This is a genomic window from Pseudomonas sp. TH21 (genome assembly GCF_016651025.1).
GTDB lineage: Bacteria > Pseudomonadota > Gammaproteobacteria > Pseudomonadales > Pseudomonadaceae > Aquipseudomonas > Aquipseudomonas aylmerensis.
The window spans coordinates 28,326-51,414 of the sequence record NZ_JAEKEQ010000001.1; the positions used below are offsets into that span (position 1 = coordinate 28,326).

18 protein-coding genes are annotated in these 23,089 nt (G+C 63.4%); 14 read left to right on the forward strand and 4 right to left on the reverse strand.

Annotated elements, in window-relative coordinates; translation table 11 throughout:
• The first annotated feature begins 60 nt into the window (after positions 1-60).
• The 3 genes from JFU04_RS00120 (at position 61) to JFU04_RS00130 (ending at position 4,060) form a co-directional block, all read left to right on the forward strand.
• Complete coding sequence (locus tag JFU04_RS00120) at positions 61-570, forward strand: sigma-70 family RNA polymerase sigma factor (protein WP_065899507.1); 510 nt, start codon at positions 61-63, stop codon at positions 568-570.
• A complete protein-coding gene (locus JFU04_RS00125; RefSeq protein ID WP_201143279.1) occupies positions 567-1,517 on the forward strand; it encodes a FecR domain-containing protein in 951 nt (316 codons plus the stop codon). Before JFU04_RS00120 ends, JFU04_RS00125 begins: the two co-directional genes overlap by 4 nt.
• 92 nt (positions 1,518-1,609) lie before the next feature.
• A complete protein-coding gene (locus tag JFU04_RS00130) occupies positions 1,610-4,060 on the forward strand; it encodes a TonB-dependent siderophore receptor (RefSeq protein ID WP_201143280.1) in 2,451 nt (816 codons plus the stop codon).
• Between the two features lie 8 nt (positions 4,061-4,068).
• Here the strand turns inward: JFU04_RS00130 and JFU04_RS00135 are convergent, their stop codons facing one another.
• From JFU04_RS00135 to JFU04_RS00150, 4 genes are all read right to left on the reverse strand, one after another.
• A complete protein-coding gene (locus tag JFU04_RS00135) occupies positions 4,069-4,740 on the reverse strand; it encodes a protein phosphatase 2C domain-containing protein (protein ID WP_201143281.1) in 672 nt (223 codons plus the stop codon).
• A 228-nt stretch (positions 4,741-4,968) separates the two neighbouring features.
• On the reverse strand, positions 4,969-5,658 hold the full coding sequence (locus JFU04_RS00140) for a hypothetical protein (RefSeq protein WP_201143282.1): 690 nt from the start codon (positions 5,656-5,658) through the stop codon (positions 4,969-4,971).
• A 70-nt stretch (positions 5,659-5,728) separates the two neighbouring features.
• Positions 5,729-6,433 (reverse strand): DUF3142 domain-containing protein, encoded by a 705-nt coding sequence (locus tag JFU04_RS00145; RefSeq protein WP_201143283.1) that lies wholly within the window; start codon positions 6,431-6,433, stop codon positions 5,729-5,731.
• The gene (locus JFU04_RS00150; protein ID WP_201143284.1) at positions 6,430-8,595 is read right to left on the reverse strand and encodes an outer membrane assembly lipoprotein YfiO; all 2,166 of its coding nucleotides are present in this window, start codon (positions 8,593-8,595) and stop codon (positions 6,430-6,432) included. The genes JFU04_RS00145 and JFU04_RS00150 overlap by 4 nt, the downstream gene beginning before the upstream one ends.
• Before the next feature lie 179 nt (positions 8,596-8,774).
• Between JFU04_RS00150 and JFU04_RS00155 the strand changes: the two genes are divergently transcribed.
• From JFU04_RS00155 to pgaB, 11 genes are all read left to right on the forward strand, one after another.
• Positions 8,775-10,379 carry a glycosyltransferase family 39 protein gene (locus JFU04_RS00155; protein ID WP_201143285.1) on the forward strand — a complete coding sequence of 535 codons (1,605 nt, stop codon included), beginning with the start codon at positions 8,775-8,777 and terminating at the stop codon, positions 10,377-10,379.
• Positions 10,380-10,412: 33 nt separating this feature from the next.
• On the forward strand, positions 10,413-10,658 hold the full coding sequence (locus JFU04_RS00160; RefSeq protein WP_065899513.1) for a DUF2789 domain-containing protein: 246 nt from the start codon (positions 10,413-10,415) through the stop codon (positions 10,656-10,658).
• Positions 10,659-10,923: 265 nt separating this feature from the next.
• Entirely contained in the window at positions 10,924-11,334 is a 411-nt protein-coding gene (locus tag JFU04_RS00165; protein ID WP_065899514.1) for a MarR family winged helix-turn-helix transcriptional regulator, read from the forward strand.
• Positions 11,331-13,409 carry an FUSC family protein gene (locus tag JFU04_RS00170; RefSeq protein ID WP_201143286.1) on the forward strand — a complete coding sequence of 693 codons (2,079 nt, stop codon included), beginning with the start codon at positions 11,331-11,333 and terminating at the stop codon, positions 13,407-13,409. The genes JFU04_RS00165 and JFU04_RS00170 overlap by 4 nt, the downstream gene beginning before the upstream one ends.
• Positions 13,406-13,615 (forward strand): DUF1656 domain-containing protein, encoded by a 210-nt coding sequence (locus JFU04_RS00175; RefSeq protein WP_012721577.1) that lies wholly within the window; start codon positions 13,406-13,408, stop codon positions 13,613-13,615. Before JFU04_RS00170 ends, JFU04_RS00175 begins: the two co-directional genes overlap by 4 nt.
• Positions 13,612-14,502, forward strand: a complete 891-nt coding sequence (locus tag JFU04_RS00180) for an efflux RND transporter periplasmic adaptor subunit (protein WP_065899516.1) — start codon at positions 13,612-13,614, stop codon at positions 14,500-14,502. Before JFU04_RS00175 ends, JFU04_RS00180 begins: the two co-directional genes overlap by 4 nt.
• A complete protein-coding gene (locus JFU04_RS00185) occupies positions 14,499-15,941 on the forward strand; it encodes an efflux transporter outer membrane subunit (RefSeq protein ID WP_065899517.1) in 1,443 nt (480 codons plus the stop codon). Before JFU04_RS00180 ends, JFU04_RS00185 begins: the two co-directional genes overlap by 4 nt.
• An 81-nt stretch (positions 15,942-16,022) precedes the next feature.
• A complete protein-coding gene (locus tag JFU04_RS00190; RefSeq protein WP_065899518.1) occupies positions 16,023-16,655 on the forward strand; it encodes an NADH:ubiquinone oxidoreductase subunit N in 633 nt (210 codons plus the stop codon).
• A gap of 147 nt (positions 16,656-16,802) precedes the next feature.
• A complete protein-coding gene (locus tag JFU04_RS00195) occupies positions 16,803-18,299 on the forward strand; it encodes a YdgA family protein (protein WP_201143287.1) in 1,497 nt (498 codons plus the stop codon).
• 298 nt (positions 18,300-18,597) lie between these two features.
• Positions 18,598-21,078: a poly-beta-1,6 N-acetyl-D-glucosamine export porin PgaA gene (gene pgaA, locus JFU04_RS00200; protein WP_201143288.1), complete on the forward strand. Its 2,481-nt coding sequence runs from the start codon at positions 18,598-18,600 to the stop codon at positions 21,076-21,078.
• Between the two features lie 12 nt (positions 21,079-21,090).
• Positions 21,091-23,088, forward strand: a complete 1,998-nt coding sequence (gene pgaB, locus JFU04_RS00205) for a poly-beta-1,6-N-acetyl-D-glucosamine N-deacetylase PgaB (RefSeq protein ID WP_201143289.1) — start codon at positions 21,091-21,093, stop codon at positions 23,086-23,088.
• Position 23,089: the final 1 nt, after the last annotated feature.

A 23,089-nucleotide genomic window follows, 5' to 3' on the forward strand; every position in this document is an offset into this window, starting at 1 on the left:
TTGCCAGCCGTGAAACAAGGTGTAATGATAATTGCTCTCAATCGTGTATCTGAGCTTTTCATGGACACCGCGACCAACGGCCAGCAACAGCTTCACCTCCTGTACCGCGATCATCACGGCTGGCTGCAAGGCTGGCTGCGCAAGCGCCTGGGCGATCGTGAACATGCCGCTGACGTGGCGCAGGACACCTTCCTGCGCCTGCTGGTCTCCGGGCGCTTCCCCGGTGACAAGGAAAGCCGCAGCTACCTGGCACAGATCGCGCGCAACCTGGTGATCGACCAATGGCGTCGCCTGCGCATCGAGCGCGCCTACCTGGAAAGCATTGCGCACTTGCCTGAGCCTGAGTCGCCGTCGTTGGAGACCCGCGCGCTGATCCTCGAAACGCTGATGCAGATCGACGCCATGCTCGACCGCATGCCCGATAATGTGCGCCGTGCATTCCTGTTGTCGCAGTTCGAAGGCTTGAGTTATGCGCAGATCGCCGAGCGCCTGGGCGTGACCGTCAGTTCGGTGCAAAAGTACATGACCCGCGCCATCGTCGCCTGCTACCAGGTGGCGTACGCAGAATGAGGCATGACGCGCCCATCGCCCCGGCCATTGTCGAGCAGGCCAGCGAATGGCTGATGCTGCAGTGGGGCGGTGAGCTGCAGGGCCAGCAGCACGAAGCGTTTGCCCAGTGGCAGGCCGCCGATCCGGAGCATCGCCGCGCCTGGCAACGCTTGCAGCACCTGCAGCAAACCCTCGGCGGCGTGCCGGTCGACAGCGCCCGCGCGGTGTTGCGCGACACCCCGGACACCCAGCGCCGCGCCGCGCTCAAGCTGCTCGGCCTGCTGCTGGTGGCCGGCGGCAGCGGCTACCTGGTGCAACGCAGCGAACCCTGGCAGGCCACCTTCGCCGACTACCGCACCCCCACCGGCGAGATTCGCCACGTCACCCTCAGCGACGGCACGCGCCTGGACCTAAACAGCGACAGCGCGGTGGACCTGCGTTTCAGCGCCAGCGAGCGGCGCATTCGCTTGATCCGTGGCGAGGTCCTGCTGACCAGCGGCCACGACCCGGTGCGCCCGCTGATCGTCGAAACGCCTGCCGGTGATGTGCAGGCGCTGGGCACTCGTTTCGCCGTGCGTGAACTGCCCGAGGGGAGCCGCGTCGACCTGTACGAAGGCCGCGTGCGAGTGACCCCGCGACATGGCCCGGCAGTGCAGATGAATGCCGGCGACAGCCTGTGGTTCGATGCGCGGCACAGTTCGGCGCTGCCGCCAGTGAGCGCCGCAGCCAGCAGTTGGACCGAGCATCGGCTGATCGCCGAGCGCCAGCCGTTGGGCGAGTTCGTCGCGCAACTGAGCCGTTACCGCCCCGGCCTGTTGCGTTGTGACCAAGCGGTGTCGAGCCTGCTGCTCACCGGTGTCTTCCCCCTGAACGATACCGACGCAATCCTCGCGGCCCTGGAGCGTTCGCTGCCGGTGCAGGTACAGTCGGTGACGCGCTACTGGGTGACCATCAAGGCGCGGGCCTGAATATTTTTTCTTCAGGTCTTGTCGGTTTGCGCGATCCGTTCGGGATACCTCTTGAAAGCCAATCAAGAAGCGTTCTCACGGGGAGTCCTGCAATGCCGCACCACCCAATCCAACCCTTGGCCCGCGCCCTGCGCCGTGGCTTGTTTGTCAGCCTGCTGGCGACGGTGCCGATGCTGCCGATCCAGGTTCACGCCGAAGACACCACTGAGGCAATGCGCGCCTACAACATCCCGGCGGGCAGTCTCGATCAGGCCTTGAACCATTTCGCGAGTGCCTCGGGCATTTTGTTATCGGTCGACGCCACATTGACCGAGGGCAAACGCAGTGGCGGCCTGCAGGGGCGTTACGGTGTCGGGTCGGGTCTGGAGCGGTTGCTCGCGGGCAGCGGCCTGGTGGCGGTGCAGGCCCAGGGCGGGTGGTCGTTGCAGGCGATTTCCGGTGGCGGGCCGTTGCAGCTCGGTGCCACCCAGATCAGCGGCCAGCAGGCCCAGGAAAGCGCCTGGGGACCGGTGGACGGTATCGTCGCCACGCGCAGCGCGTCCGGCAGCAAGACTGATTCGGCACTGGTGGAAATTCCCCAGACCATCAACGTGATCACCGCCGCCGAGATCAAGGCGCGCGGTGCTCAGAGTGTCACCCAGGCGTTGCTCTACACCCCAGGCATGACCGCCGGCGGCTTTGCTGACCGGGTCAAGTTGTTCGACGAGCCGACCTCGCGCGGCTTCACGCCAACGCCCTTGTACCTCGACGGTTTGCACCTGCCCTACGGCGGCGGCAGCACGGGTGGCGCGTTGCAGATCGAGCCCTACTCCCTGGAGCGCATCGAAGTGCTCAAGGGCCCGGCCTCGGTGCTGTATGGGCAGAACCAGCCTGGCGGTATCGTTAACATGGTCAGCAAGCGCCCCAGCGAAACCCCGGTGCACCAGGTGGTGCTGCAAGCCGGCACCTATGAGCACAAGAGCGCGGCCATCGACCTCAGCGGCCCGCTGGATGAGCAGGGGCAATTCCTCTACCGCCTCACCGGCCTGGCCAACGACGCGCAGGACGAGATCAATTACGTCGAAAACAAGCGCCAGTTCATCGCGCCCAGCCTCACCTGGCAGCCCAGCGACGACACCCGCGTGACGCTGTTCGCCCAGTATCAGAAAGACAAAGGCGTGCCCGAAGCCCAAGGCCTGCCGGCGTCCGGCACCTTGTGGGCGAACCCCAATGGCAAGATCAAGCGCGACCTGTTCCTCGGCGAGCCGGGCGTCAACCAGTACAACCGCGAGCAGTACGCGCTGGGCTACGAGATTTCCCATCGGCTCAACGAGACCTGGACCCTCAAGCAAAACGCGCGCTACGCCGAGGTGGATGACCGCTACACCGCACCGTTGCACGGCTACCGTTTCGTCGCCAACCCGGCCACCGGCGTGCAGGACCAACGCTACCTGCAACGCTTCGGCGTGGACTGGGCGCAGAACAACAAAGTGTTTGGCGTGGATAGCATTGCCCAGGCCGAATTCGACACGGGCGCATTGGCCCACACCCTGATCATCGGCCTGGATTACTACCACTCCGGTTCCCTGTTCCATGGCCGGTATGACCGCAATCCGCCGGTGATCGACCTGTTCAAGCCGGTCTACGGCCAACGCCTGGATTTCGGCCAGCCGTATCGTTGGGACCGCACCCTGAGCCAGACCGGGCTGTACGTGCAGGACCAGATCAAACTGGATAAGTGGGCCGTGGTGCTCGGTGGTCGCTATGACTGGGCCAGCGTGGTGAACAAGGAACCGCTGCAAGGCACACGTTTTGCCAGCAAGGACGAAGCCTTCACCGGCCGCGCGGGCCTGGTGTATCTGTTCGATAACGGCTTGGCGCCTTTTGTCAGCTACTCGGAGTCGTTCCTGCCGCTGACTGGTACCGACGCCCAGCGCAAACCGTTCGACCCCTCCACCGGCAAGCAATATGAAGTCGGCATGAAGTACCAGCCGCCGGGCCAGAAGAGTTTTGTGCAGGTGTCGGTGTATCAGCTGGACCAGGAAAACGTGATCACCACCAACCCCACCGAGACCTTCAGCACCCAGAGCGGCGCCATGCGCTCGCGCGGTGTGGAGCTGGAAGCCAAGGCGGCCCTCAGCGATGCCTGGGAGGTCATCGCCTCGGCCTCGCGCAACGACATCAAGTACACCAAGGATGAAGAAGGCCGTGAAGGCCGCCATCCTGCCGGGATCTCGCCGCTCACTGCCTCGATGTGGGTCAACTACACCGTGCTGGGCGATACGCCGCTGGCCGGCGTCGGCGCCGGACTGGGCGTTCGCTATGCGCGCCAAAGCCTGGGCGACTACTTCGAAGGCGCGTTCAGCGTGCCGTCGTACAGTGTCTACGACGCGAGCCTGAGTTACGACCTGGGCGCCTCACCGCTCAAGCTCAAGGGCGTGAAACTGGCGATGAACGTGCAGAACCTCACCAACAAGACGTATGTGTCGCAGTGCACCAGCGACCTGGATTGCTACTACGGAGCAGGGCGCACGGTGGTCTCAAGCCTGACGTATGACTGGTGACGGTGTTTCTACGTCCGCAATAACATGAACGTGACGTCATCTTCGGTTGCGACTCCGCCAAGGGTCTGCTTTGCGATGGCCTTGAGTTGGTTCTGGACCGAGAGCTCGGCCCAGAATCCATCGGTTGCCAAGATCCATGTTGTATCTGGGGCGATACGCAGGGATTGAATGTGAGGCTCATGGGCCCGTCGGTGGCTCATGCAATTGAGCAGCGTTTTGCGCGCGGGGCTGTTGGCGATGAATGAATGGCTAAGATCACCTTTCCAATTGGGGCCGCAATGAGGAGGGCTCAGCCAGTTCATGCGTTGATCTGTCTCCAGGTAACCCAGGCAGCAGTCACCGGCGTGAATGGAGATGGCCGTTTGGCCAACCACCAGCAATACGAGGTAGCTGGTGGAGGCAAATGGAAAATCTGGGCATACATTTGAGTGCACTTCGTCCAGTGAAGTAAGTACCCGTTTCAGCGCTTGATCGGGACAAGACACCACACAAGGCTGCGCGCCGCCAAAGCCCTCAAGCAGATGGTTGCTCAAGGCTCTCGCCAATTGCCCGCTGCCTGGTTTCGAGGTGCCGTCGGCAATCACGTAGAGGTATGCGCCTGAGTTCTGTGTGGAACCGCTGGCATCGCGATTTTCTGTTCTATGCGTTCCTTTGCGACTGAGGCTCGCCTGCAGGATCAAGCGGGCACTCCCAGTTTAATCAGTGCCTTCAGGCGTTCGTGAATCAACGCCTCACGGTCTTGATTTTGAGCGGTGCTTTGGATTACGTCGTGAAACGCGCATAACGACAGTAATGCGGTGAATTGTCCGCTGACGAACTGCCGCAGGTCGATGGGTGCACGCTTCACCTCTTCAATGAGTTCTTCCCAACCTCTTCAAGCATTTGCAGCATCATCGTTCTATTGGACGTCACAGGATCCACTCCCGCAGCATGGCATCGGCCACTTTGGCTTCGCGAGGGCCGCCGATGCGGATGGCGTCAACGAGGGCCAGGAAGTGATAAAGAAGCTCATCTTTCTTCACGGCGCCCGGAACGGTTTTATACAAAGGTTTGATTTCCTGACCTTTGTTTTTTCCGTATGCATCCGGCCAGACGGGGATGAGGTCACCGCCGCTCATCACTTTTCCCGCCAAGACCGGAGCGGCGAAGGCTGTGGGAATACCGCGAACGATAGGGCCTGGCTTAACCGGGAAAATATAGCGGATGCTGTACGTGACTAAATCAAGCAGTGCCTTGCTTCTTACCAGAGGAATTCCATCGGTGTGGCTCGTATAGATCAAGCCAATTTCCTTGCAACGATTCAGGGATGAGGAAACCTCTGTTTTGCTTAGGCCCAATGCGCAAGCCAGCGCTCTCACAGAGTAGGTTTGTGAGTTGCTTGCTTCAAAGTCGTCGTCGACTGCATCCCAGCCCCGCCAGTCATCAATTGGCGAAAGCTCGACAGTTTCGAAGTTTTGCACGTAATCCGGAAGGTTCTGAAACCCAAGGCTCGCGCTCTCTTTTTCGACAGAGAACACCCGTTTTTTTACGCGCTCCCCTTTGGCCTGTAGTTCCAGGCTGATCAGTTTGAACAGGACGACGATGTCTTGACTTTTCATGGGGCTCCAAAAGCGAGTGTCCTCTGTCCGCGGACAGAGGACACTTTCTTGCACAGTGTTGACACTCATGTCAACGGTTTTGCAAAAACACCACGTACCCCCGAAACCACTCACTCCCCTGCAAATACCCAGGCTCATCCCACTCCCCACCCTGGATCAGCCCGATCTTGAACGGCAGCCCCAGCCGATTCATGCGGGGCAGGTATGCCGCGTAGTCCGGGATGCTCTGGCGTCCTTGATAGGTCTGCACCACCACCTCGTCCACCACGCCCTTGAGCTGGGCGATGGCGGCGGGGTCGGCGTTGCTGCTCCAGTCCATCAGGCCGGTGATGCTCAGGCGCAGGTCGGCCGGCAGGCGTTGGCGCAGGTCGCGCAGGAAGTCGGCGTATTCGTGCAGGTATTGGGTGCGGGCGTCGAAGTCGATCTGGATGCCGACCACCGGGTTGCCCGCGTCGCGCCAACGTTGCACCTGGCCCAGCAGTTGGGTGTAGACGCGCTCCGGCCAGTGCAAGGTGTGGGCGCGATACACCACCCAGACTTCACCGCGGCTCAGGCGCGGCACGCTGATGCCCTGGGCGATCAGTTGCACACCGCGCTGCGGGGCGCGGCGTGTAGCGTTGATCTGGCCCTGGAGGATGTACAGGGTCTTGGCCTGCTTGAGCACCGGCTGCGGTGCGACGCCGCTCCACAGCCAGAAGGCGTCATAGTCACCCGCGTCGACGGCGCCGAAGGCCGGGCTTGCCAGCAACAGCAAGCCGAGCCACAGGTGCTTCACCAGTAGTACTGCAGCGACTTGCCCCACTGGGTGTCGGCAAACCCGCTCTTGAGCTGGCGGAACCAGGCCTTGCGCACGGCCGGCTCGACGTCCTGGCCGCCGCAGCTGTTGTAGCCGGCGGGCGCGTAGCAGTTGATGGCGCGGAACAGTGCATAGGCCTTGTCATTCTTCGGCGCCTTGGGATTGCCGATGACGAGCTTGTAACCGTCCAGCCGCGAGAAGGTTTCACCCTTGAAGTCCGATGCAGTGCTGCCCAGGCTACCGGCGGCGCGCGCTTGCTCAAGCGGCATGCCGTCGAGGCCGTTACGCAGGATGAACTCACCGAAGCAGTTCAGGCCCTGTGGGTTTTTCGCATCGGCTTGAAGCATCCCGGCGGTGTGCAAAATGCTCGGGCAGGCATAGCCGGATTCGGCTTTGTCCCCGTTCCATTGGAACAGTTTCAAGCTCTGGCTGGCGCTGTAGACGTAGCCCAGGCTGGTGCCCAGTTTGTCTTCCGGCGCCTGGGCGGGCAGTTGTTTGAGGTCCTCGGCGAAGGTCGCGAACTGGCCGTGCAGCAGGTCTTTGTAGAGCAGCACGAATTGCGCGGTCTGGCGCTCCAGCGGGTCGCTGGCCTGGGCAATTTGCTGGCGCAGCAACTCAGGCCCGGCGACATTGCGCAGCAGGATGTAGCGCACCTGCTTGGCGCTGATCGGCGAGTCGGCCGCAAACACCTTGGCCAACTGGCCGCTGCGCTCGTAGTTCATGGCCAGGGCCAGTTCCAGCTGATCGCGTTGCAGTGGTTGCTTGGCCAGCGGCAGCAGTTGCAGCCAGAGCGCCTCGGCGCCTTTCCAGTCTTGCCCGGCTTCCAGCGCCAGGGCGCGCAGGGTCTGCTGGCTGAAGGCAAAGTAATCCAGGTTTGACGGCACGTCCCGGGGCAGGTGCTTCAAGGCATTTTCGGGTTGATGTTCCACGTACAAGGCGTACACCGCCTGCAGGTAGTCGAACAGGGCCGGCTCGTTGGCAAATGTGGCTTTCTGCTTGTCGAGGTCTTCGCGGCTCAAGCGCGGCGGGTTTTGGGTGCGCATCAGCATCAGGTCCCTGACCGCCTGCAGCATCGGGTCGCCGAGGCGACTGCTGCCTATCAGCAACTTGAGGTCGGCTTCCTCCACCAGTTCGTCCACCGTCACATTGCGCTGGGCGTCGCTGGCGTCGGTGAGTTGCCAGGCAAAGTCGGCGGCGAGCTTGTCGTCATCGTTCGCCAGCCAATGCACCCGGCGCAGCAGGCCATGGGCAGAGGCCACATAAGCGCCCTGTGGATAAGTTTTCAGGTAGCCGAGGAAGCCCGCTTCGGCATCGCCCAGCGCGGACTTATCCACATGGTCGAGCTGCGGCATGTCGTATTGGTCGAACGCCTCGGCCTGCGCCTGATTGAGCGACGCGCGCGCGGTCATGTACAGCGCGGTTTCCTTGAGCCATGGCAGCTCGCTGCTGCTGGCGGCGGCAAAGCCCCGTTCGGCATCGCTGAAGCGTCCGCTGTAGAAGTCGGCGGCGGCCTGCAGGTAAGTGCGCAGCAGTTGTGCATTGGGTGACGAGGTTTGCTGCGCGTCGAGCACCTGGCCCTCCCAGGTGCAGGTGCCGAGCAACTGCAGGCGCGCCTTGATCAGCAGGTCGCGCTCGGCCGGCGGCATGTCGGCCTTGATCACCTGGCTGATAAACGCGGTGGCGCTGTCCTCGTTGTTGCTGCGGCAACGGCTGCCTTCGCCGTTGAGGAAGGCGTCACCGGCGGGCGTGACGTCGCCGCGCGGGATGCCCAGGGGTTGCAGCAACGTCTCGAGTTCGGCTGTACGCGAGTTGCCCGGCGGGTTGTCGGACGCTTCGTTCGCAGCGGGAATCGGTACGAGGCGGTATGCCGGGAACGGCACCGGGCCGAATCCTTGGGACAGGTCGTCCTCGCTCAAGGCATTCGGCGCCAGGGGCGCGGCCTTTTTGTCGGCCAGCAGTAAACGCAGGTTCACGCGACTGTCGTTGCCGGGGCTGAGAAAGGGCTGGTTGCTGCACGCATCGAGGCTGTCATGCGAGACCCGCCAGTCGGGGTAGCACGAGTCGTCGGAGCTGGCGAGTGCCGGCTGGGAAATACCGGCGAGCAGTGCCAGTGCCAGGGGTGACAGAAAACCGATGCGCATGACGTGTCCTTGATCCTGAGTCCTTGGAGGGCGCCAATAATAGCCTGTTCCTGTGGGTGCTTCGGTGAAGCCCTACACAAATTGCTGATTTGTCCGATTCCAGAAGCGAACCGGGGGCTTTTGTCCTAGAGTGGCGGTGTTCGCACTGAGGCAATCAGGGCAGTAGTAGGGAAATCGAGGTGCGTCGGTCTGTGGTAGAGCAAAACGAAAAGGTCGGGACGTTGCCCGCATTCAATCGACTCACGTGGGAAGGTGCCGGTTGGCTCAGCCGATTGTGGTGGGTGCCGATCCTGGCCCTGGCCATGGGCCTGCGTTTTTATGGCCTGACCTCGGCGGCGATCTGGGGCGATGAAGGTTCCAGCCTGCTGCTCAGCGAGTACGCGGCGGCCGACCTGTGGTTTCACGCGGCCCACGATGTGCACCCGCCGCTGTACTTTTTCCTGCTGCGCGGCTGGATCGAACTGTTTGGTGACAGCATCCTGTCGATTCGCGGCATGAGTGCGATCCCCGGCGTGATCGCCGTGGGCCTGGGGATCTGGCTGACGCGGCAACTGTCCACCCGGCGTGCCGCGGTGCTGGCGGGGATCCTGCTGGCGCTGCTGCCCACGGCAGTGCGCTACAGCCAGGAAGTGCGCATGTATTCGTTGCTGGGTGTGTGGCTGCTGGCTGCCACGCTGGCGCTGGTGTACTGGGTGCGCCAACCCGAGCGCACGCGTTACCTGGCGGTGTATGTGCTGTTGATGACTGCCGGCTTCTACACCCATTACTTCACTGCACTGTGCGTGTTGGTGCATTGGGCCTACCTCGGTGTGCTGTGGCGCACGCAACCGCGCGGCCAGCGCCTGCTCGCGCGCCCGGCATGGTGGGTGACCAACGCCGTGATTGTGTTGCTGTACCTGCCGTGGTTGCCGAACCTGTGGGATTTGGTCCAGCACGTCGACCAGCTCAAAGTCGGCGGTGATATTGGCTGGGAAGACCCGGTCAATCTGTTCTCCCTGCCGTCGATGATCTGGCAGTTCGTGCTGCAGGATGAAGGCGGCGGTTTCTGGCCCCTGCTGTTCTGGCTGTACCCGCTGCTGCTGGTTGCCGTGGTTGTGATCACCGCCGTGCATGACCGTGAACGCTACCGCCCGGCCTGCCTGCTGGCGCTGTTTGTGCTGCTGCCGCTGTTGCTGGTGTATGGGGTGTCGTTCATCTCCCCGGTGTTTATCGAGCGCTATCTCACCGCCTATGCCCTGGCCTTGCCGATGCTCGTGGCGTTGGCCATCGACCGCCTGCCCGCGCGTTTTTCACTGCTGGGGGCGGCGCTGTTCGTGCTGTTTGTCGGCGTGGAATTGGTGGGTCTCAAAAACAACTTCACGGTGGATGAGCACGACCAATTCAACGTGCCGGTGGAGTTCGTCAACCGCAACTACCAGGAAGGTGACCGCATCGTCCTCAGCGACATGATGTGGTACCTCAGCTACGTGTATTACGACCAGACCGACGCGCAATTGCAGCTCTACACCCCGCCCAAGCCCGACGGTACGCCCACCCGGCCGAACGCCTACGGCTTCGGCACCCTGGTGGACCAGGACGGCGGGCGCATCTACCTCGACCGTCTATCGGCGCTGCCTGTCGAAAGCCGTCGCGTGTGGCTGATCAGCAGCAACGAGGCGCCGGATGACTTCGCCCCGCTGCCCGAGGGTTGGCGCGAGCTGAGTCGTCAGGACGGCGGCGGCGCGAGGGCGCGTCTGTTTGTGTTGTGCAACGTGCCGACGGTGCAACCCGAGGGCTGCCGCTAGACTCGGTTAAACCACTTCCAGCAGGAGCCCATCATGGAATCGCCCGTGCACAGCTTGCCGTCACTGTTCAAACAACTGGGGTTGCCGGATGACCCGGTGAGTATCGAGCAGTTTGTGGCGGTGCATTCGCCGCTCAAGCCGGATTTGAGCCTGGCGGAGGCGTTTTTCTGGTCAGAGAGTCAGCGCGCGTTTCTGCGCGAGGAGATTCTGGAGGATGCGGATTGGGCTGAAGTGGTGGATGAGTTGAACCTGATGTTGCGCGGTGGGCGAGGGGGCTAGGCGGCCTGTGCCTCACTCGCTTTGAATCCATCACTGATCTGCACGTGGGAGCAAGCCCTCTCCCACAGAGGTGCTGCCAAGTAGCCTTCCCCGCTGAAAATCCAGCGCCCGCGCCGAATCCCGCTTTACTTACCCCAGCGTGTCCACCACCCATCCGGCAAATTGTTTCAAAACTTGACGGCTCTGGATCCATCCACCATATTGATAGTTAGCAAACTAACTGTATGCGAATTATTCAGTGTCCCAGACCCTCGAACAACTCCAGATGAACCTCAGCAGCAGCATGGTGGTGGGCGCCCGCAACTGGCGCAAAATCTGCCAGACCACGCTGGTGAGCTATGGCATTTCCGAAGCCTGCGCCGTGCCGTTGTTGATGATCGGCCGCTTGGGCGACGGTGTGCATCAGGTCAAGGTGGCCCAGGCCTCCGGCATGGAAAGCCCGTCGCTGGTGCGCCTGCTCGACCAGTTGTGCAGCGGCGGCTACGTGTGCCGCACCGAAGATGTCCACGACCGCCGGGCCAAGGCCTTGAGCCTCACCGAGCGTGGGCGCGAGCTGGTGCAAGCGGTTGAAGAACAACTGGTGCGCCTGCGCAAGGACGTGCTGGCGGACATCGCTGCGAACGACCTGGAAGCGGCCCTGCGGGTATTGCGTGCCTTTGAGGCGGCGACACTTTGAACGGATTTTTTACCGGTTTTCCACCGGCCCGCGACTGGTTCTACGGCGTGCGCACCTTTGCGGCGTCGATGATCGCCCTGTATATCGCCATGCTCATGCAGATGCCGCGCCCGTATTGGGCGATGGCCACGGTGTATATCGTCTCCAGCCCGTTTGTCGGGCCCACCAGCTCCAAGGCCCTGTACCGCGCCATCGGCACGTTCATGGGCGCGGCGGCGGCGGTGGTTTTTGTGCCGATGTTCGTGCAGTCGCCCTACGTGCTGGTGGTGGTGATCGCGCTGTGGACCGGGATTCTGCTGTTCCTCTCCATGCACTTGCGCACCGCCAACAACTACGCCTTGATGCTGGCTGGCTACACCTTGCCGCTGATCGCCCTGCCGGTGGTGGACAACCCGCTGGCCGTGTGGGATGTGGCCGAGGCGCGTACGGAAGAAATCTTCCTGGGCATCGCGGTCGCGGCAGTGGTCGGTGCGATGTTCTGGCCGCGTCGCCTGATGCCGGTGTTCGACGGCTCGGTGGCCAAGTGGTTTGCCGATGCGCAGGTCTACAGCCTGCGTTTCCTCAGCCGCAATGTGCAGCCGGAAGAGGTCAGCACCTTGCGTGGCGGCATGGTCGCCACCTTCAACACCCTGGAATTGATGATCGGCCAGTTGCCTCACGAAGGCGCGCGGCCGCAGACGGTGCGCAACACCAAGGAATTGCGCGGGCGCATGATCCATCTGTTGCCGGTGGTGGACGCCCTCGACGATGCCCTGTATGCCCTGGAGCATCGCGCGCCGGAGTTTCTCGAGCGCATCACGCCGATACTGGAAGCCTCCCGGCAATGGCTGGAAAGCACCACGCACGCTGCGCCGCTCGAAGCCTGGCGTGCCCTGCGTGACCAACTCGACGCCCTGCAACCCGAAAGCGACGCCCTGGACGACCGCCACACGCTGCTGTTTTCCAATGCGCTGTATCGCCTTGGCGAATGGATCGACCTGTGGCAGGACTGCCGCAGCCTGCAAGCCGCCATCCAGTGCGAAAGCCAGGACACCTGGCGCGCGGTCTACCGCCACTGGAGACTGGGCCGGCTCACGCCGTTTCTCGACCGTGGCCTGATGTTCTACTCGGCGTTTTCCACAGTCACCGCGATCATCGTCGCCTCGGTGCTGTGGATCCTGCTCGGCTGGACCGACGGCGGCAGTGCAGTGATCCTGGCCGCGGTGGCCTGCAGCTTTTTCGCCTCGATGGACGACCCGGCGCCGCAGATCTACCGGTTCTTTTTCTGGACTGCCATGTCGGTGCTGTTCGCCAGCCTGTACCTGTTCCTGGTGCTGCCCAACCTGCATGATTTCCCGATGCTGGTACTGGCGTTCGCGGTGCCGTTTATCTGCATCGGCACGCTCACGGTGCAGCCGCGTTTCTACCTCGGCATGCTGCTGACGCTGGTCAATACCTCGTCGTTCATCAGCATCCAGGGCGCCTACGACGCGGACTTCCTGAATTTCGCCAACGTCAACCTGGCCGGGCCCGTGGGCCTGCTGTTCGCGTTTGTGTGGACGCTGATCGCGCGGCCCTTCGGTGCCGAGCTGGCGGCCAAGCGCCTGACCCGTTTCAGCTGGCGCGACATCGTCAGCCTCACCGAGCCTGCGACCCTGGCCGAACACCGGCACATGGCCGTGCAGATGCTCGACCGCCTGATGCAGCACCTGCCGCGCCTGGCCCTGATCAACCAGGACACCGGCACCGCCCTGCGCGATTTGCGCGTGGCGCTCAACCTGCTCGATCTGCTGGCGTACTCGCCGCGCATCTACGGTGTGCCGCGCGTGCTGCTCAACCAGGTTGTGGAAGGCGTGGGCGGTTACTTCAAGGCCTGCCTCAAGGCGGGTGAACGCTTGCCCGCGCCCAGCGGTCTGCTGATGACCCTCGACCGCACCCGGCGCGCGCTCAACGGCCAGGGCCTGCAAGACGAAGACGACACCCGCCTGCACCTGCTGCATGCGCTGGCCGGCCTGCGCCTGTCGCTGCTGCCGGGGGTGGAATTTATTGGTGGCACGGAGATGGAAGCGCCGCTGCCTGATGGAGCGCCTTTATGATCGGTGATCTGGATATCAGCGGTGTGTTCCTGCCCACGCTGCTGGTGCTGATGGGCATTACGTACGTGTTGTTCCTGGTGGTGCACGGGCTGTTGACCCGCGTCCACTTCTATCGCCTGGTCTGGCACCGGGCATTGTTCAATGTGGGGCTCTACGCGCTGTTGCTGGGCGCGGTGGACTCACTCAGTCGATACCTGATGACATGAAAAAACCTTTTTTGACCATCGGCCGTGTAGTCCTCACGTTGTTGATCGTGACGTTTGCGGTTGTCGTTGTGTGGCGCATGGTCATGTACTACATGTTTGCACCCTGGACCCGTGACGGGCACATCCGTGCCGACATCGTGCAGATCGCCCCGGACGTCTCCGGGCTGATCCAGCAGGTAGAGGTGCGCGACAACCAACTGGTGACCAAGGGCCAGGTGCTGTTCGCCGTCGACCAGGACCGCTTCAAGCTGGCCCTGCGCCAAGCCCAGGCCGCCGTGGCCGACCGCCAGGAAACCCTGGCCCAGGCCCAGCGCGAGTACAAGCGTAACCGTGGCCTCGGCAACCTGGTGCCCAGCGAGCAACTGGAAGAAAGCCAATCGCGCGTGGCCCGCGCCCAATCGGCCCTGGCCGAAGCCCAGGTGACGGTGGATTCCGCCCAGCTCAACCTCGACCGCTCGGTGATCCGCAGCCCGGTGGACGGCTACGTCAACGACCGCGCGCCGCGTGCCCAGGAGTTCGTGACGGCCGGGCGCCCGGTGCTGTCGGTGGTGGACAGCAACTCGTTCCATATCGACGGCTACTTCGAGGAGACCAAGCTCGACGGCATCCACGTCGGCATGAGCGTGGACATCCGCGTGATCGGCGACAACGCGCGTCTGCGCGGCCATGTGCAAAGCATCGTCGCCGGTATCGAAGACCGTGACCGCACCAGCGGCTCCAACCTGCTGCCCAACGTCAACCCGGCGTTCAGCTGGGTGCGCCTGGCCCAGCGGATCCCGGTGCGCATTGCCTTTGACGATGTGCCGGCGGACTTTCGCATGATCGCCGGGCGTACGGCGACGGTGTCGATCATCGGTGACAAGGTCAAAGATGGAGACAAACCATGAAGCAGCTCCTGGCAACCGCTGCGTTGGGGTTGTTGCTGTCGGCCTGCCAGGTGGTAGGGCCGGATTACAAGCTGCCGGAAAAGTCCGCCGTCAACCGTGGCGACCTGCAAGGGCAGCTGGCGGGCGAGGGCAACAATGTGGTGTCGGCGCCGGTGCCGGCCGACTGGTGGAAGCTCTACAAGGACCCACGCCTGGATGAGTTGGTGCGCCAGGCCATGGCCTCCAACACTGACCTGCGCGTGGCCGCCGCCAACCTGCAACGCGCGCGTTTCCAGACTCAGGAAGCTGAATCCGCCGGCGGTTGGAGTGCCGGTGCCAAGGCCGAGGCGCAGCGCCTGCAGGAGTCGGGTGAGGCCTATTTGCTGACGGAAAAAGTCCCGGTGGCCAACATCGGCAGCGCCAGCATCAGCACCTCGTACCAGTTCGATCTGTTCGGCACCCTGCAACGCGGCATCGAAAGCGCCCAGGCCAGCGCCGATGCCGCGCAAGCCGCCGCCGATATCGCCCGCATCACCCTGGTGGCCGATGTGGTGCGCTCCTATACCCAGGTCTGCGCGGCCAATGAAGAGCTGGCGATTGCCAACGAATCCCTCGACCTGCAAGGCCAGAGCACTAAGCTGACCCAGCGCCTGCGCGACGCCGGGCGTGGGGATGAAACCCAGGTAACCCGCTCGCAGACCCAATACAAATCCCTGCGTGCCGACATGCCGCGCTACGAAGCCGCGCGCCAGGCCGGGCTGTTCCGCCTGTCGATGCTGCTGGCCAAGCCGCTGGACCAACTGCCGGCCGGCACCGCCACCTGCGCCGAGCTGCCGCACATCGCCCAGTTGTTACCGGTGGGTGACGGCGCGGCCCTGCTCAAGCGTCGTCCCGACGTGCGCCAGGCCGAGCGTCAACTCGCCGCTGCCACCGCGCGTATCGGCGTGGCGACCGGTGCGCTGTACCCGGATATCAGCATCGGCGCCACGGTGGGCACCGTCGGTATCCTCGACGACCTGGGTACCGCTCCCACCAACCGCTGGGGCTTTGGCCCGCTGATCAGCTGGTCGTTACCCACCAATGGCGCGCGTGCGCGCATCCACGAAGCCGAAGCCGCGACCCAGGGTGCCCTGGCCCACTTCGATGGCGTGGTGCTGAATGCCATCCGCGAGACCCAGACCGGCCTCGCGCAATACACCGCGCAGCTGCAACGGCGCGACGCGCTGGCCGAGGCCGGCGAGTCCGCGCGGGAAGCCGCCGACCAGACCCACCGCTTCTTCCAGGCCGGCCGCGCGTCGTTCCTGGCCGACCTGCAGGCCACCCGCACCTACACCGACGTCCGCGCGCAACTGGCCGCGGCCAACACCCAGGTTGCCATGAGCCAGATCGATCTGTTCCTGGCCCTGGGCGGTGGTTGGGAAAGCGGACGAACGCAAGCGTCACAGGGCAGCAAACCCTGAGCAGGTAGCTATGCTTTGTCAGGTGGATCGCCGTGACGATCCGCCTGACACTGCTCGCGTTTGCTCATGGGGATTCCAATAATGAAAAACCCTTATGCTCCCGCTTTCTGGTGCGTGTGCTTCGCACTGGTGTTGTTATCGGCTGCCTATTTCTACGGCGTCATGCTTGCCCATCAGATCGACAAGGCCATGGTGTTTCTCGACAGCGCGTGCCTGGTGATTGGCACGCTGTCCATCGGCGTCGTGGCGTGGGCCTCCTACCAAAATCAACGCGTGAAGAAAAAGCTCCTCGAACAAGGCAAGACCCGCGTGGCCATCTGGGACACCAAGGTTGCCCTGCGCCGGGTCGAAACCGTGTTCGACCGCTATTTCTGGGGCAGCTACTGGCAGCCTGGGCGCACCTTCCAGGAAGTCATGGGCGACCTCACTGGCACGCCCCTGGAAAAAAGCCTCGAAGTCCTGAAAAAACAATGCGTGGCCCTCGATCAGCAGGTCGCCGAAGGTAGGCATTGGCTGAATAACGCGCGGGAATTGTCCGATGTCGCCACGCAGATGGCCCGCGAGCGCTACCAACTGGACTTCTGCGACCCCAAGACCGACACCCCGGGCAATGCCGTCATACACCGCGAGTTTGAGGTGCTGGTGTACACCTGGACCGCGCGCCTGAAGAGTTTTGACCACCAGCTCGACGAGATCGAATTGGAGTACTCGTGAACCAACTGCACGCCTGACCCCTCTGAAAAGCTGGGCCGTCCGCGGCCGCCAGTGCTAATCTTCCCCCGCTTTCGGCGGGCTTGAGCCAACCCCTTTGGGGTTCAAGGAAGACAGCCCACTTCTCACAGGATTTGATCAGGTCACTTCATGAATAAGCCAGCAGTTGTTCTTTTGGGTTTCGTTGTCGCCGTTGGCGTCGTCAGTGCAGGCGGCGCCTGGTACACCGGTAAGCAGCTGGAGCCCGTGCTGCAAACGGCGGTGCAGGACGCCAACAAGGAACTGCAACGGTCCATGGCCGGCGTCGATGGCAGCGTCGCCCTGGAACTGGTCTCCCTGGACCGTGGCTTGTTCAGCAGCACCGCGCACTACCGCCTCAAGGCGCAAGGCTCGTTCTTCGGCGAGCAGAACCCCAATCCCGAACTGCTGTTTGTCGACCATATCGAACACGGCCCGCTGCCGTTCTCGCGGCTGGTGTCGCTGAAATGGCTGCCGGTCATGGCCACCAGTCACTACGAACTGGAAAAGAACGCCACCACCGAAAAATGGTTCGCCGCCGCCAAGGACGTGTCGCCGCTCAAGGGCGTGGCCAATATCGGCTACAACCGTTCGGTCAGCGGCAACCTCGAACTGCTGCCCCTGGAGTACAAGGACGAAACGTCCTCGGCAAGCTTCTCCGGCGCCAACCTGGACTTCGACAGCACCGCCGAAGGCAAGAAGGTCAAGGCCGATGGCTACATGAACAGCCTCAAGATCGCCGTGATCGATGCCAATGGCACGCCGTTCGACGCCGAGTTTGCCGGCCTGACCGTGGCCAGCAACCTGGAGAAATCCACCTTCGGCTTCTACACCGGGCAGAACACCGTTGAGTTGACCGACAGCAAGCTGACCTTCGGTCCGCATAAAGCCGTGCTGACCCTCAAGGGCTTCGAGCAGAAAGACACCAGCGAAATCAAAGACAACAGCATGGATGGCCGCGTTGACTACAAGATCGACGAGATCGGCTACCAGGGCAAACCGGTTGGCTCCGCTGCCATGGCCGTGAGCCTGAAGAACATCGACGTGCCGTCGGGCCTGGTGCTGACCAAGCTGTACCAGGACAAGATGCAGCCGGTGCAAGCCGCCGCCGCTGCCGGTCAACCGGTGCCGGAGCTGCAACTGACCGAAGCCGAGCAGACCCTGGCCGAAGCCAACGTCAACCAGTTGCTGGCCGCCAAGCCGCACCTGGCGCTGGAAAACCTGTCGTTGAAAACCACCCACGGCGAAAGCAAGCTCAGCCTGGTCGTGGACTTGGCCAAGCCGGCCTCCATGGAACTGCCGCCGATCGAGCTGGGCAAGCAGATGGTGTCCCTGCTGGACGCCAACCTGACCCTGTCCAAGCCAATGATCGCCGACGTGGCCGCCCTGCAGGCGCAGGTAGGTGGTGTAACCGATCCTAAAGCCATCGAGCAGCAATCCCAGATGGCCAGCGAGATGGTCAGCGGCATGGCGGTCGGTACGCAACTGGCGACCCTGGTCGGCAGTGACGTGGTGTCCAAGCTGCACTACGCCAACAATGAAGTGACCTTCAACGGCCAGAAGATGACCGTTGAGCAGTTCATTGGCTTCGTGATGTCCAAAGTCGGTGCGGTGAGCGGCGCGCAGTAAGAATTTCGCCATCACCCCGAAATAAATAATGGGGGAGCGGGTTGCCTGCGATAAGGGTCAAACGGTCGGCGCGTAGCCTTGCCGTCACCCCCTTATCGCACGCAACCCCGCTCCCCCATTCGCTTTTCAGAATCTGCGGCAATTCTGAACAATTGTTCTGAAATGTCCATTTCGATACAAGCGTCGGGGATAGTTCCTACAGGAAAGCTAGGTCGGGTCACGAGACGCCGACACCCTGAGGCAAATTGCTCAGGACCACCTATCGTTACAGCTTTCCGTGTGTAAGGAAGCTCACGATATGTTGCGAAACCTACCACTCAGTGCCACAGGACGGTTGCGACTGCTCATCGGGGTCGCCTTGTGCAGCCAATTGCTGGTCCCCACCTTCGCCATGGCCGATGCGGCCTATGACGCCCTGATCATTCAGGCGCGCAACGGCAACTTCACTCCCGCCCTCACGCAACTGCGCCAATGGCCCGCCGAGCGCCAGACGCCAGGCCAGATCAGTGACCATCTGGTGATCGCCGGCTGGGCCGGGCAAGACGCTGAAGTGCTGAAGGTGTACGAGGCCCAGGGCGCGAACCGCAACCTGACTTCCCAGGCGCTGGCCACCGTTGCGCGCACCTATCGCAACCAGAAGCAGTGGGCGCAGGCCGAGGCAGTCTATCGCCGCGCGCTGCTGCGTGAACCGAACAATGTCGACCTGCAACTGGGCCTTGCGCTCACCCAGGCCGACGGCGGCCAGGCCACCGAAGCCGTGCAGCGCACCCGCGCGCTGGTGGCGGCCAAGCCGGACGATCCCAACCGCCGCATGGCGCTGGGCTACGCGCTGACCCGTGCCGGTCTCAATTACGACGCGCTGTTTGAATTCGACCAGGCGTTTATCCGCACCGGCGACAAGCCTGAAGTCGCTCGCGAGTACATCGTCGCGCTGCAAAAGGCGCGCTTGCCGGAAGCCGCGCTGCGCCTGTCGGCCAAGCGTCCGGGCCTGCTGGATGACGTCACTCAGCGCCGCCTGGAAGGCGACGTGGCGGCCGAGCGTGTGCGCATGGCCGAGTTCGCCACGCGCACCGAGCAGGAACGCTATGTCATCGCCGACCGGGCGCTGCAGGACTACGACAAGCTGCTCGCGCGCTGGACCCCGGACCCCACTGCGCATGACGACGTCGTGCGCTGGCGCATCGACCGCCTCGGTGCACTCAAGGCCCGTGCGCGCATGGCGCAGGTCATTCGCGAGTACGAAACCCTCAAGAGCGAAGGCGTGCAGTTGCCGACGTATGCCGTGCGCTGGGTCGCCGCCGCCTACCTCGACCAACGCGAGCCGGAAAAGGCCGAGCCACTCTATCGCCAGGCCATCACGGCGCCGGATGCCGACCCGGCGGACCATGTCGAAGACAGCACCGCGCTGTTCTATGCCTTGCTCGAGAGCGACAAGGTGATGGAAGCGCGCGAGGTCGCCAGCAACCTGGCCGACAGCCAGAACCCACGGGTGGAACTCAAGGGTCTGCCGATCGGCAACCCCAACGACAGCTGGATGGATGCGCAACAACTGTCGGCCCAGGCCGGCACTTACGGCGGCGACCTGCCAGGCAGTGAAGCCGGCCTCGAAGCGCTGGTGGCCAAGGCCCCGGGCAACGTCGGCTTGCGCCTGGCCCAGGCCGATATGTACCGCGCCCGTGAATGGCCGCGCCGGGCCGAGGGCAGCCTCAAGGAAACCGAAGCCCAGGCGCCGCGCGACATCGGCCTGGAAGTGAGCCAGGCCTACACCGCGATGGATCTGCAGGAATGGCGGCAAATGGACGCGCTGACCGATGACGTGCTCGCGCGCAACCCGGACAACCGCCAGGTGCAGCGCCTCAGCCGCCTGCGCGATGTACACGACATGGCCGAGCTGCGTGTCGAGGCCTACACCGGTAAAAGCTACGGCGGTGGCGGCAATGACGACGTGGGCGCGGTCGCGGGCAGCCGCGACTGGGGCATCGAAAGCGTGCTCTACAGCCCGCCCATCAATGAAGATTGGCGCGTGTTCGCCGGCGCCGGTTACGCCAACGCCGACTTCACCGAAGGCACCGGCCAGCACCGTTTCCAGCGGGTTGGCGTGGAGCAGCGCACCCGCGACATGACCCTGGAGGCTGAAGTCTCCAACCATTCCTACGGCTACGGCTCCAAGCAAGGCGCCGCGGTGTCGATCACCCGCGACATCAACGACAACTGGCAATACGGCGGCAGCCTCGGCTACCTGCTGGCCACCACGCCGTTGCGGGCGTTGAACGCCGACGTCACCGCCAACGGCGGCAGCGGCTTTATCCGCTGGCGCGCGAATGAAAGCCGCGAGTGGAAACTGTCCCTGAGCCCGTCCCACTTCAGCGACGGCAACAATCGGCTCGAAGCCTTGCTCACTGGCCGCGAGGGCATCTACAGCTCGCCCCATGTGCAAGTCGACCTGGGCCTGGAGGTCGGCGCCAGCCGCAACACCAAGGACGACACGGTGTACTTCAACCCCAAGTCGGACCTCAGCGTGTTGCCCAGCGTCACCGTCAATCATGTGCTCTATCACCGCTACGAGACCCAGTGGAGTCAGCAGTTCCAGGTCGGTGCGGGTACCTATAGCCAGCGCGACTACTCCACCGGCGGGGTCGGCCTGATCGGCTACGGCCAACGCATTCGCTGGAATGACGTGCTGGAAGCCGGCGCCAACCTGAGCTTGATCAGCCGACCTTATGACGGCGATCGCGAACGCGATCTGCGCCTGCTCGTCGACCTCACTTACCGTTTCTAGAAGAGCCTGACCATGACCGTCCTCAGCCGTTGCTTGTTGGTCCTGGGTGTATTGCTGGCCAGTGCCTGCGCCCAGCAACCCGCGCCTTACACCCCACCCGCCGAGCGGCCGACGCCGCCCAATGAGGCGCCGTGGCCGAAGAACCATTTCCTCGGCATCGCCTACCACGATGTCGAGGATCGCGACCCGGACCAGGCGGTGGTGGCGGTGCGCACCGAGCGGTTGATCGACCAATTGGCCTGGCTGCGCGAGAACGGCTACCAGCCGGTCAGCGTCGACCAGATCCTGGCTGCACGCAGCGGTGGGCGCGAGCTACCGCCCAAGGCCATCCTGCTCAGCTTCGACGACGGTTATTCGAGTTTCTACACCCGCGTGATGCCGATCCTGCGGGCCTATCATTGGCCGGCGATCCTGGCCCCGGTGGGCTATTGGATCGACACGCCGCTGAACAAACCGGTGGACTTCGCCGGCACGCCGCGCGCGCGCTCGGATTTCCTCACCTGGCAGCAGGTGAAGGAGATTTCCCAGTCGGGCCTGGTCGAAATCGCCGCGCATACCGACGCCAGCCACACCGGCATCCTGGCCAACCCCCAGGGCAACCTGGAGCCCGCCGCCGCCACACGGCGCTACGATGCCGCTACCGGCAAGTACGAAACCGACGCGCAGTTCCAGGCGCGGATGCGTGCCGACGTGACGGCCATCTCCAACAAGCTGCGCGCCGTCACCGGCAAGGCGCCGCGTGTGTGGGTGTGGCCATATGGCGCCGCCGATGGCACGTCCCTGGCCGTTGTGGGCGAGCAGGGCTACCAGATGGCCCTGACCCTGGACGACGGCCTCGACGACCTCGCCAACCTCAAGAGCAGCCCGCGCTTTCTGGTGGCGTCCGACCCGGACGGCGAGCACTACGCCAACGCGATTGTCGGCACCGAGACCAAGGCCTCGATGCGCGTGCTGCATGTCGACCTCGACAACGTCTACGACCCTGACCCGGCCCAGGAGGCGCGCAACCTCGACCAGTTGGTGCAGCGCGTGGTGGACATGGGCGTGAGCACCGTGTTCCTGCAAGCCTTCGCCGACCCCAAGGGCGACGGCCTGGTGCATTCGCTGTACTTCCCCAACCGCCACCTGCCGGTGCGCCGCGACCTGTTCAACCGCGTGACCTGGCAACTGCGTACCCGTGGTCATGTGGCGATCTTCGCGTGGATGCCGGTGCTCAGTTTTGCCCTCGACCCGGCGTTGCCGCGCGTCACCCGTTGGGACCCGAAGACCGGCCAGCTCGGCCTTGATCCGGACCAGTACAAGCGCCTGTCGCCGTTCGATCCGAAAGTGCGCCAGCAGATCGGCGAGATCTACGAAGACCTGGCGCGCAACACCGCTGTCGACGGCGTGCTGTTCCACGACGATGCGATCCTCTCGGACTTCGAAGACGCCAGCCCTGCAGCGCTCAAGGCCTACGCCGCCAACGGCCTGCCCGACACCATCGCCGCCCTGCGCGCCGACCCGGCCGTGATGCAACGCTGGACACGCTTCAAGAGTCGCTACCTGATCGACTTCACCCAGGAGCTGACTGCCAAGGTCCGCGCCATCCGTGGGCCGCAGGTGCAGACCGCGCGCAATATCTTCGCCGAGCCGATGCTCAACCCCGGCAGCGAAGCGTGGTTCGCGCAGAACCTCGATGACTTCCTCCAGACCTACGACTGGACCGCGCCCATGGCCATGCCGCTGATGGAAGGCGAAACGCTGAAGAACTCCAATGCCTGGTTGGAAAAATTGGTCGCCACGGTCAAGGCGCGCCCCGGTGCGCTGCAACGGACCGTATTCGAACTGCAAGCCAAGGATTGGCGCACCCAGGCCGCGCCCGATATCGACGGGGCGCAGATGGCACAGTGGATGGGTGTACTCAAACGCCAGGGGGTCACGAGTTTTGGTTATTACCCGGACAACTTCCTGGAAAACTCGCCGGATCTGAAGACAGTGCGTCCGGCCCTTTCCAACCAATGGAACCCTTGAC

Coding starts and splice junctions, on each gene's coding strand:
- JFU04_RS00120 (WP_065899507.1), top strand. CDS start 61: ATGGACACCGCGACCAACGGCCAGCAACAGCTTCACCTCCTGTACCGC.
- JFU04_RS00125 (WP_201143279.1), top strand. CDS start 567: ATGAGGCATGACGCGCCCATCGCCCCGGCCATTGTCGAGCAGGCCAGC.
- JFU04_RS00130 (WP_201143280.1), top strand. CDS start 1,610: ATGCCGCACCACCCAATCCAACCCTTGGCCCGCGCCCTGCGCCGTGGC.
- JFU04_RS00140 (WP_201143282.1), bottom strand. CDS start 5,658: ATGAAAAGTCAAGACATCGTCGTCCTGTTCAAACTGATCAGCCTGGAA.
- JFU04_RS00150 (WP_201143284.1), bottom strand. CDS start 8,595: ATGCGCATCGGTTTTCTGTCACCCCTGGCACTGGCACTGCTCGCCGGT.
- JFU04_RS00160 (WP_065899513.1), top strand. CDS start 10,413: ATGGAATCGCCCGTGCACAGCTTGCCGTCACTGTTCAAACAACTGGGG.
- JFU04_RS00165 (WP_065899514.1), top strand. CDS start 10,924: ATGAACCTCAGCAGCAGCATGGTGGTGGGCGCCCGCAACTGGCGCAAA.
- JFU04_RS00175 (WP_012721577.1), top strand. CDS start 13,406: ATGATCGGTGATCTGGATATCAGCGGTGTGTTCCTGCCCACGCTGCTG.
- JFU04_RS00180 (WP_065899516.1), top strand. CDS start 13,612: ATGAAAAAACCTTTTTTGACCATCGGCCGTGTAGTCCTCACGTTGTTG.
- JFU04_RS00185 (WP_065899517.1), top strand. CDS start 14,499: ATGAAGCAGCTCCTGGCAACCGCTGCGTTGGGGTTGTTGCTGTCGGCC.
- JFU04_RS00190 (WP_065899518.1), top strand. CDS start 16,023: ATGAAAAACCCTTATGCTCCCGCTTTCTGGTGCGTGTGCTTCGCACTG.
- JFU04_RS00195 (WP_201143287.1), top strand. CDS start 16,803: ATGAATAAGCCAGCAGTTGTTCTTTTGGGTTTCGTTGTCGCCGTTGGC.
- pgaA (WP_201143288.1), top strand. CDS start 18,598: ATGTTGCGAAACCTACCACTCAGTGCCACAGGACGGTTGCGACTGCTC.
- pgaB (WP_201143289.1), top strand. CDS start 21,091: ATGACCGTCCTCAGCCGTTGCTTGTTGGTCCTGGGTGTATTGCTGGCC.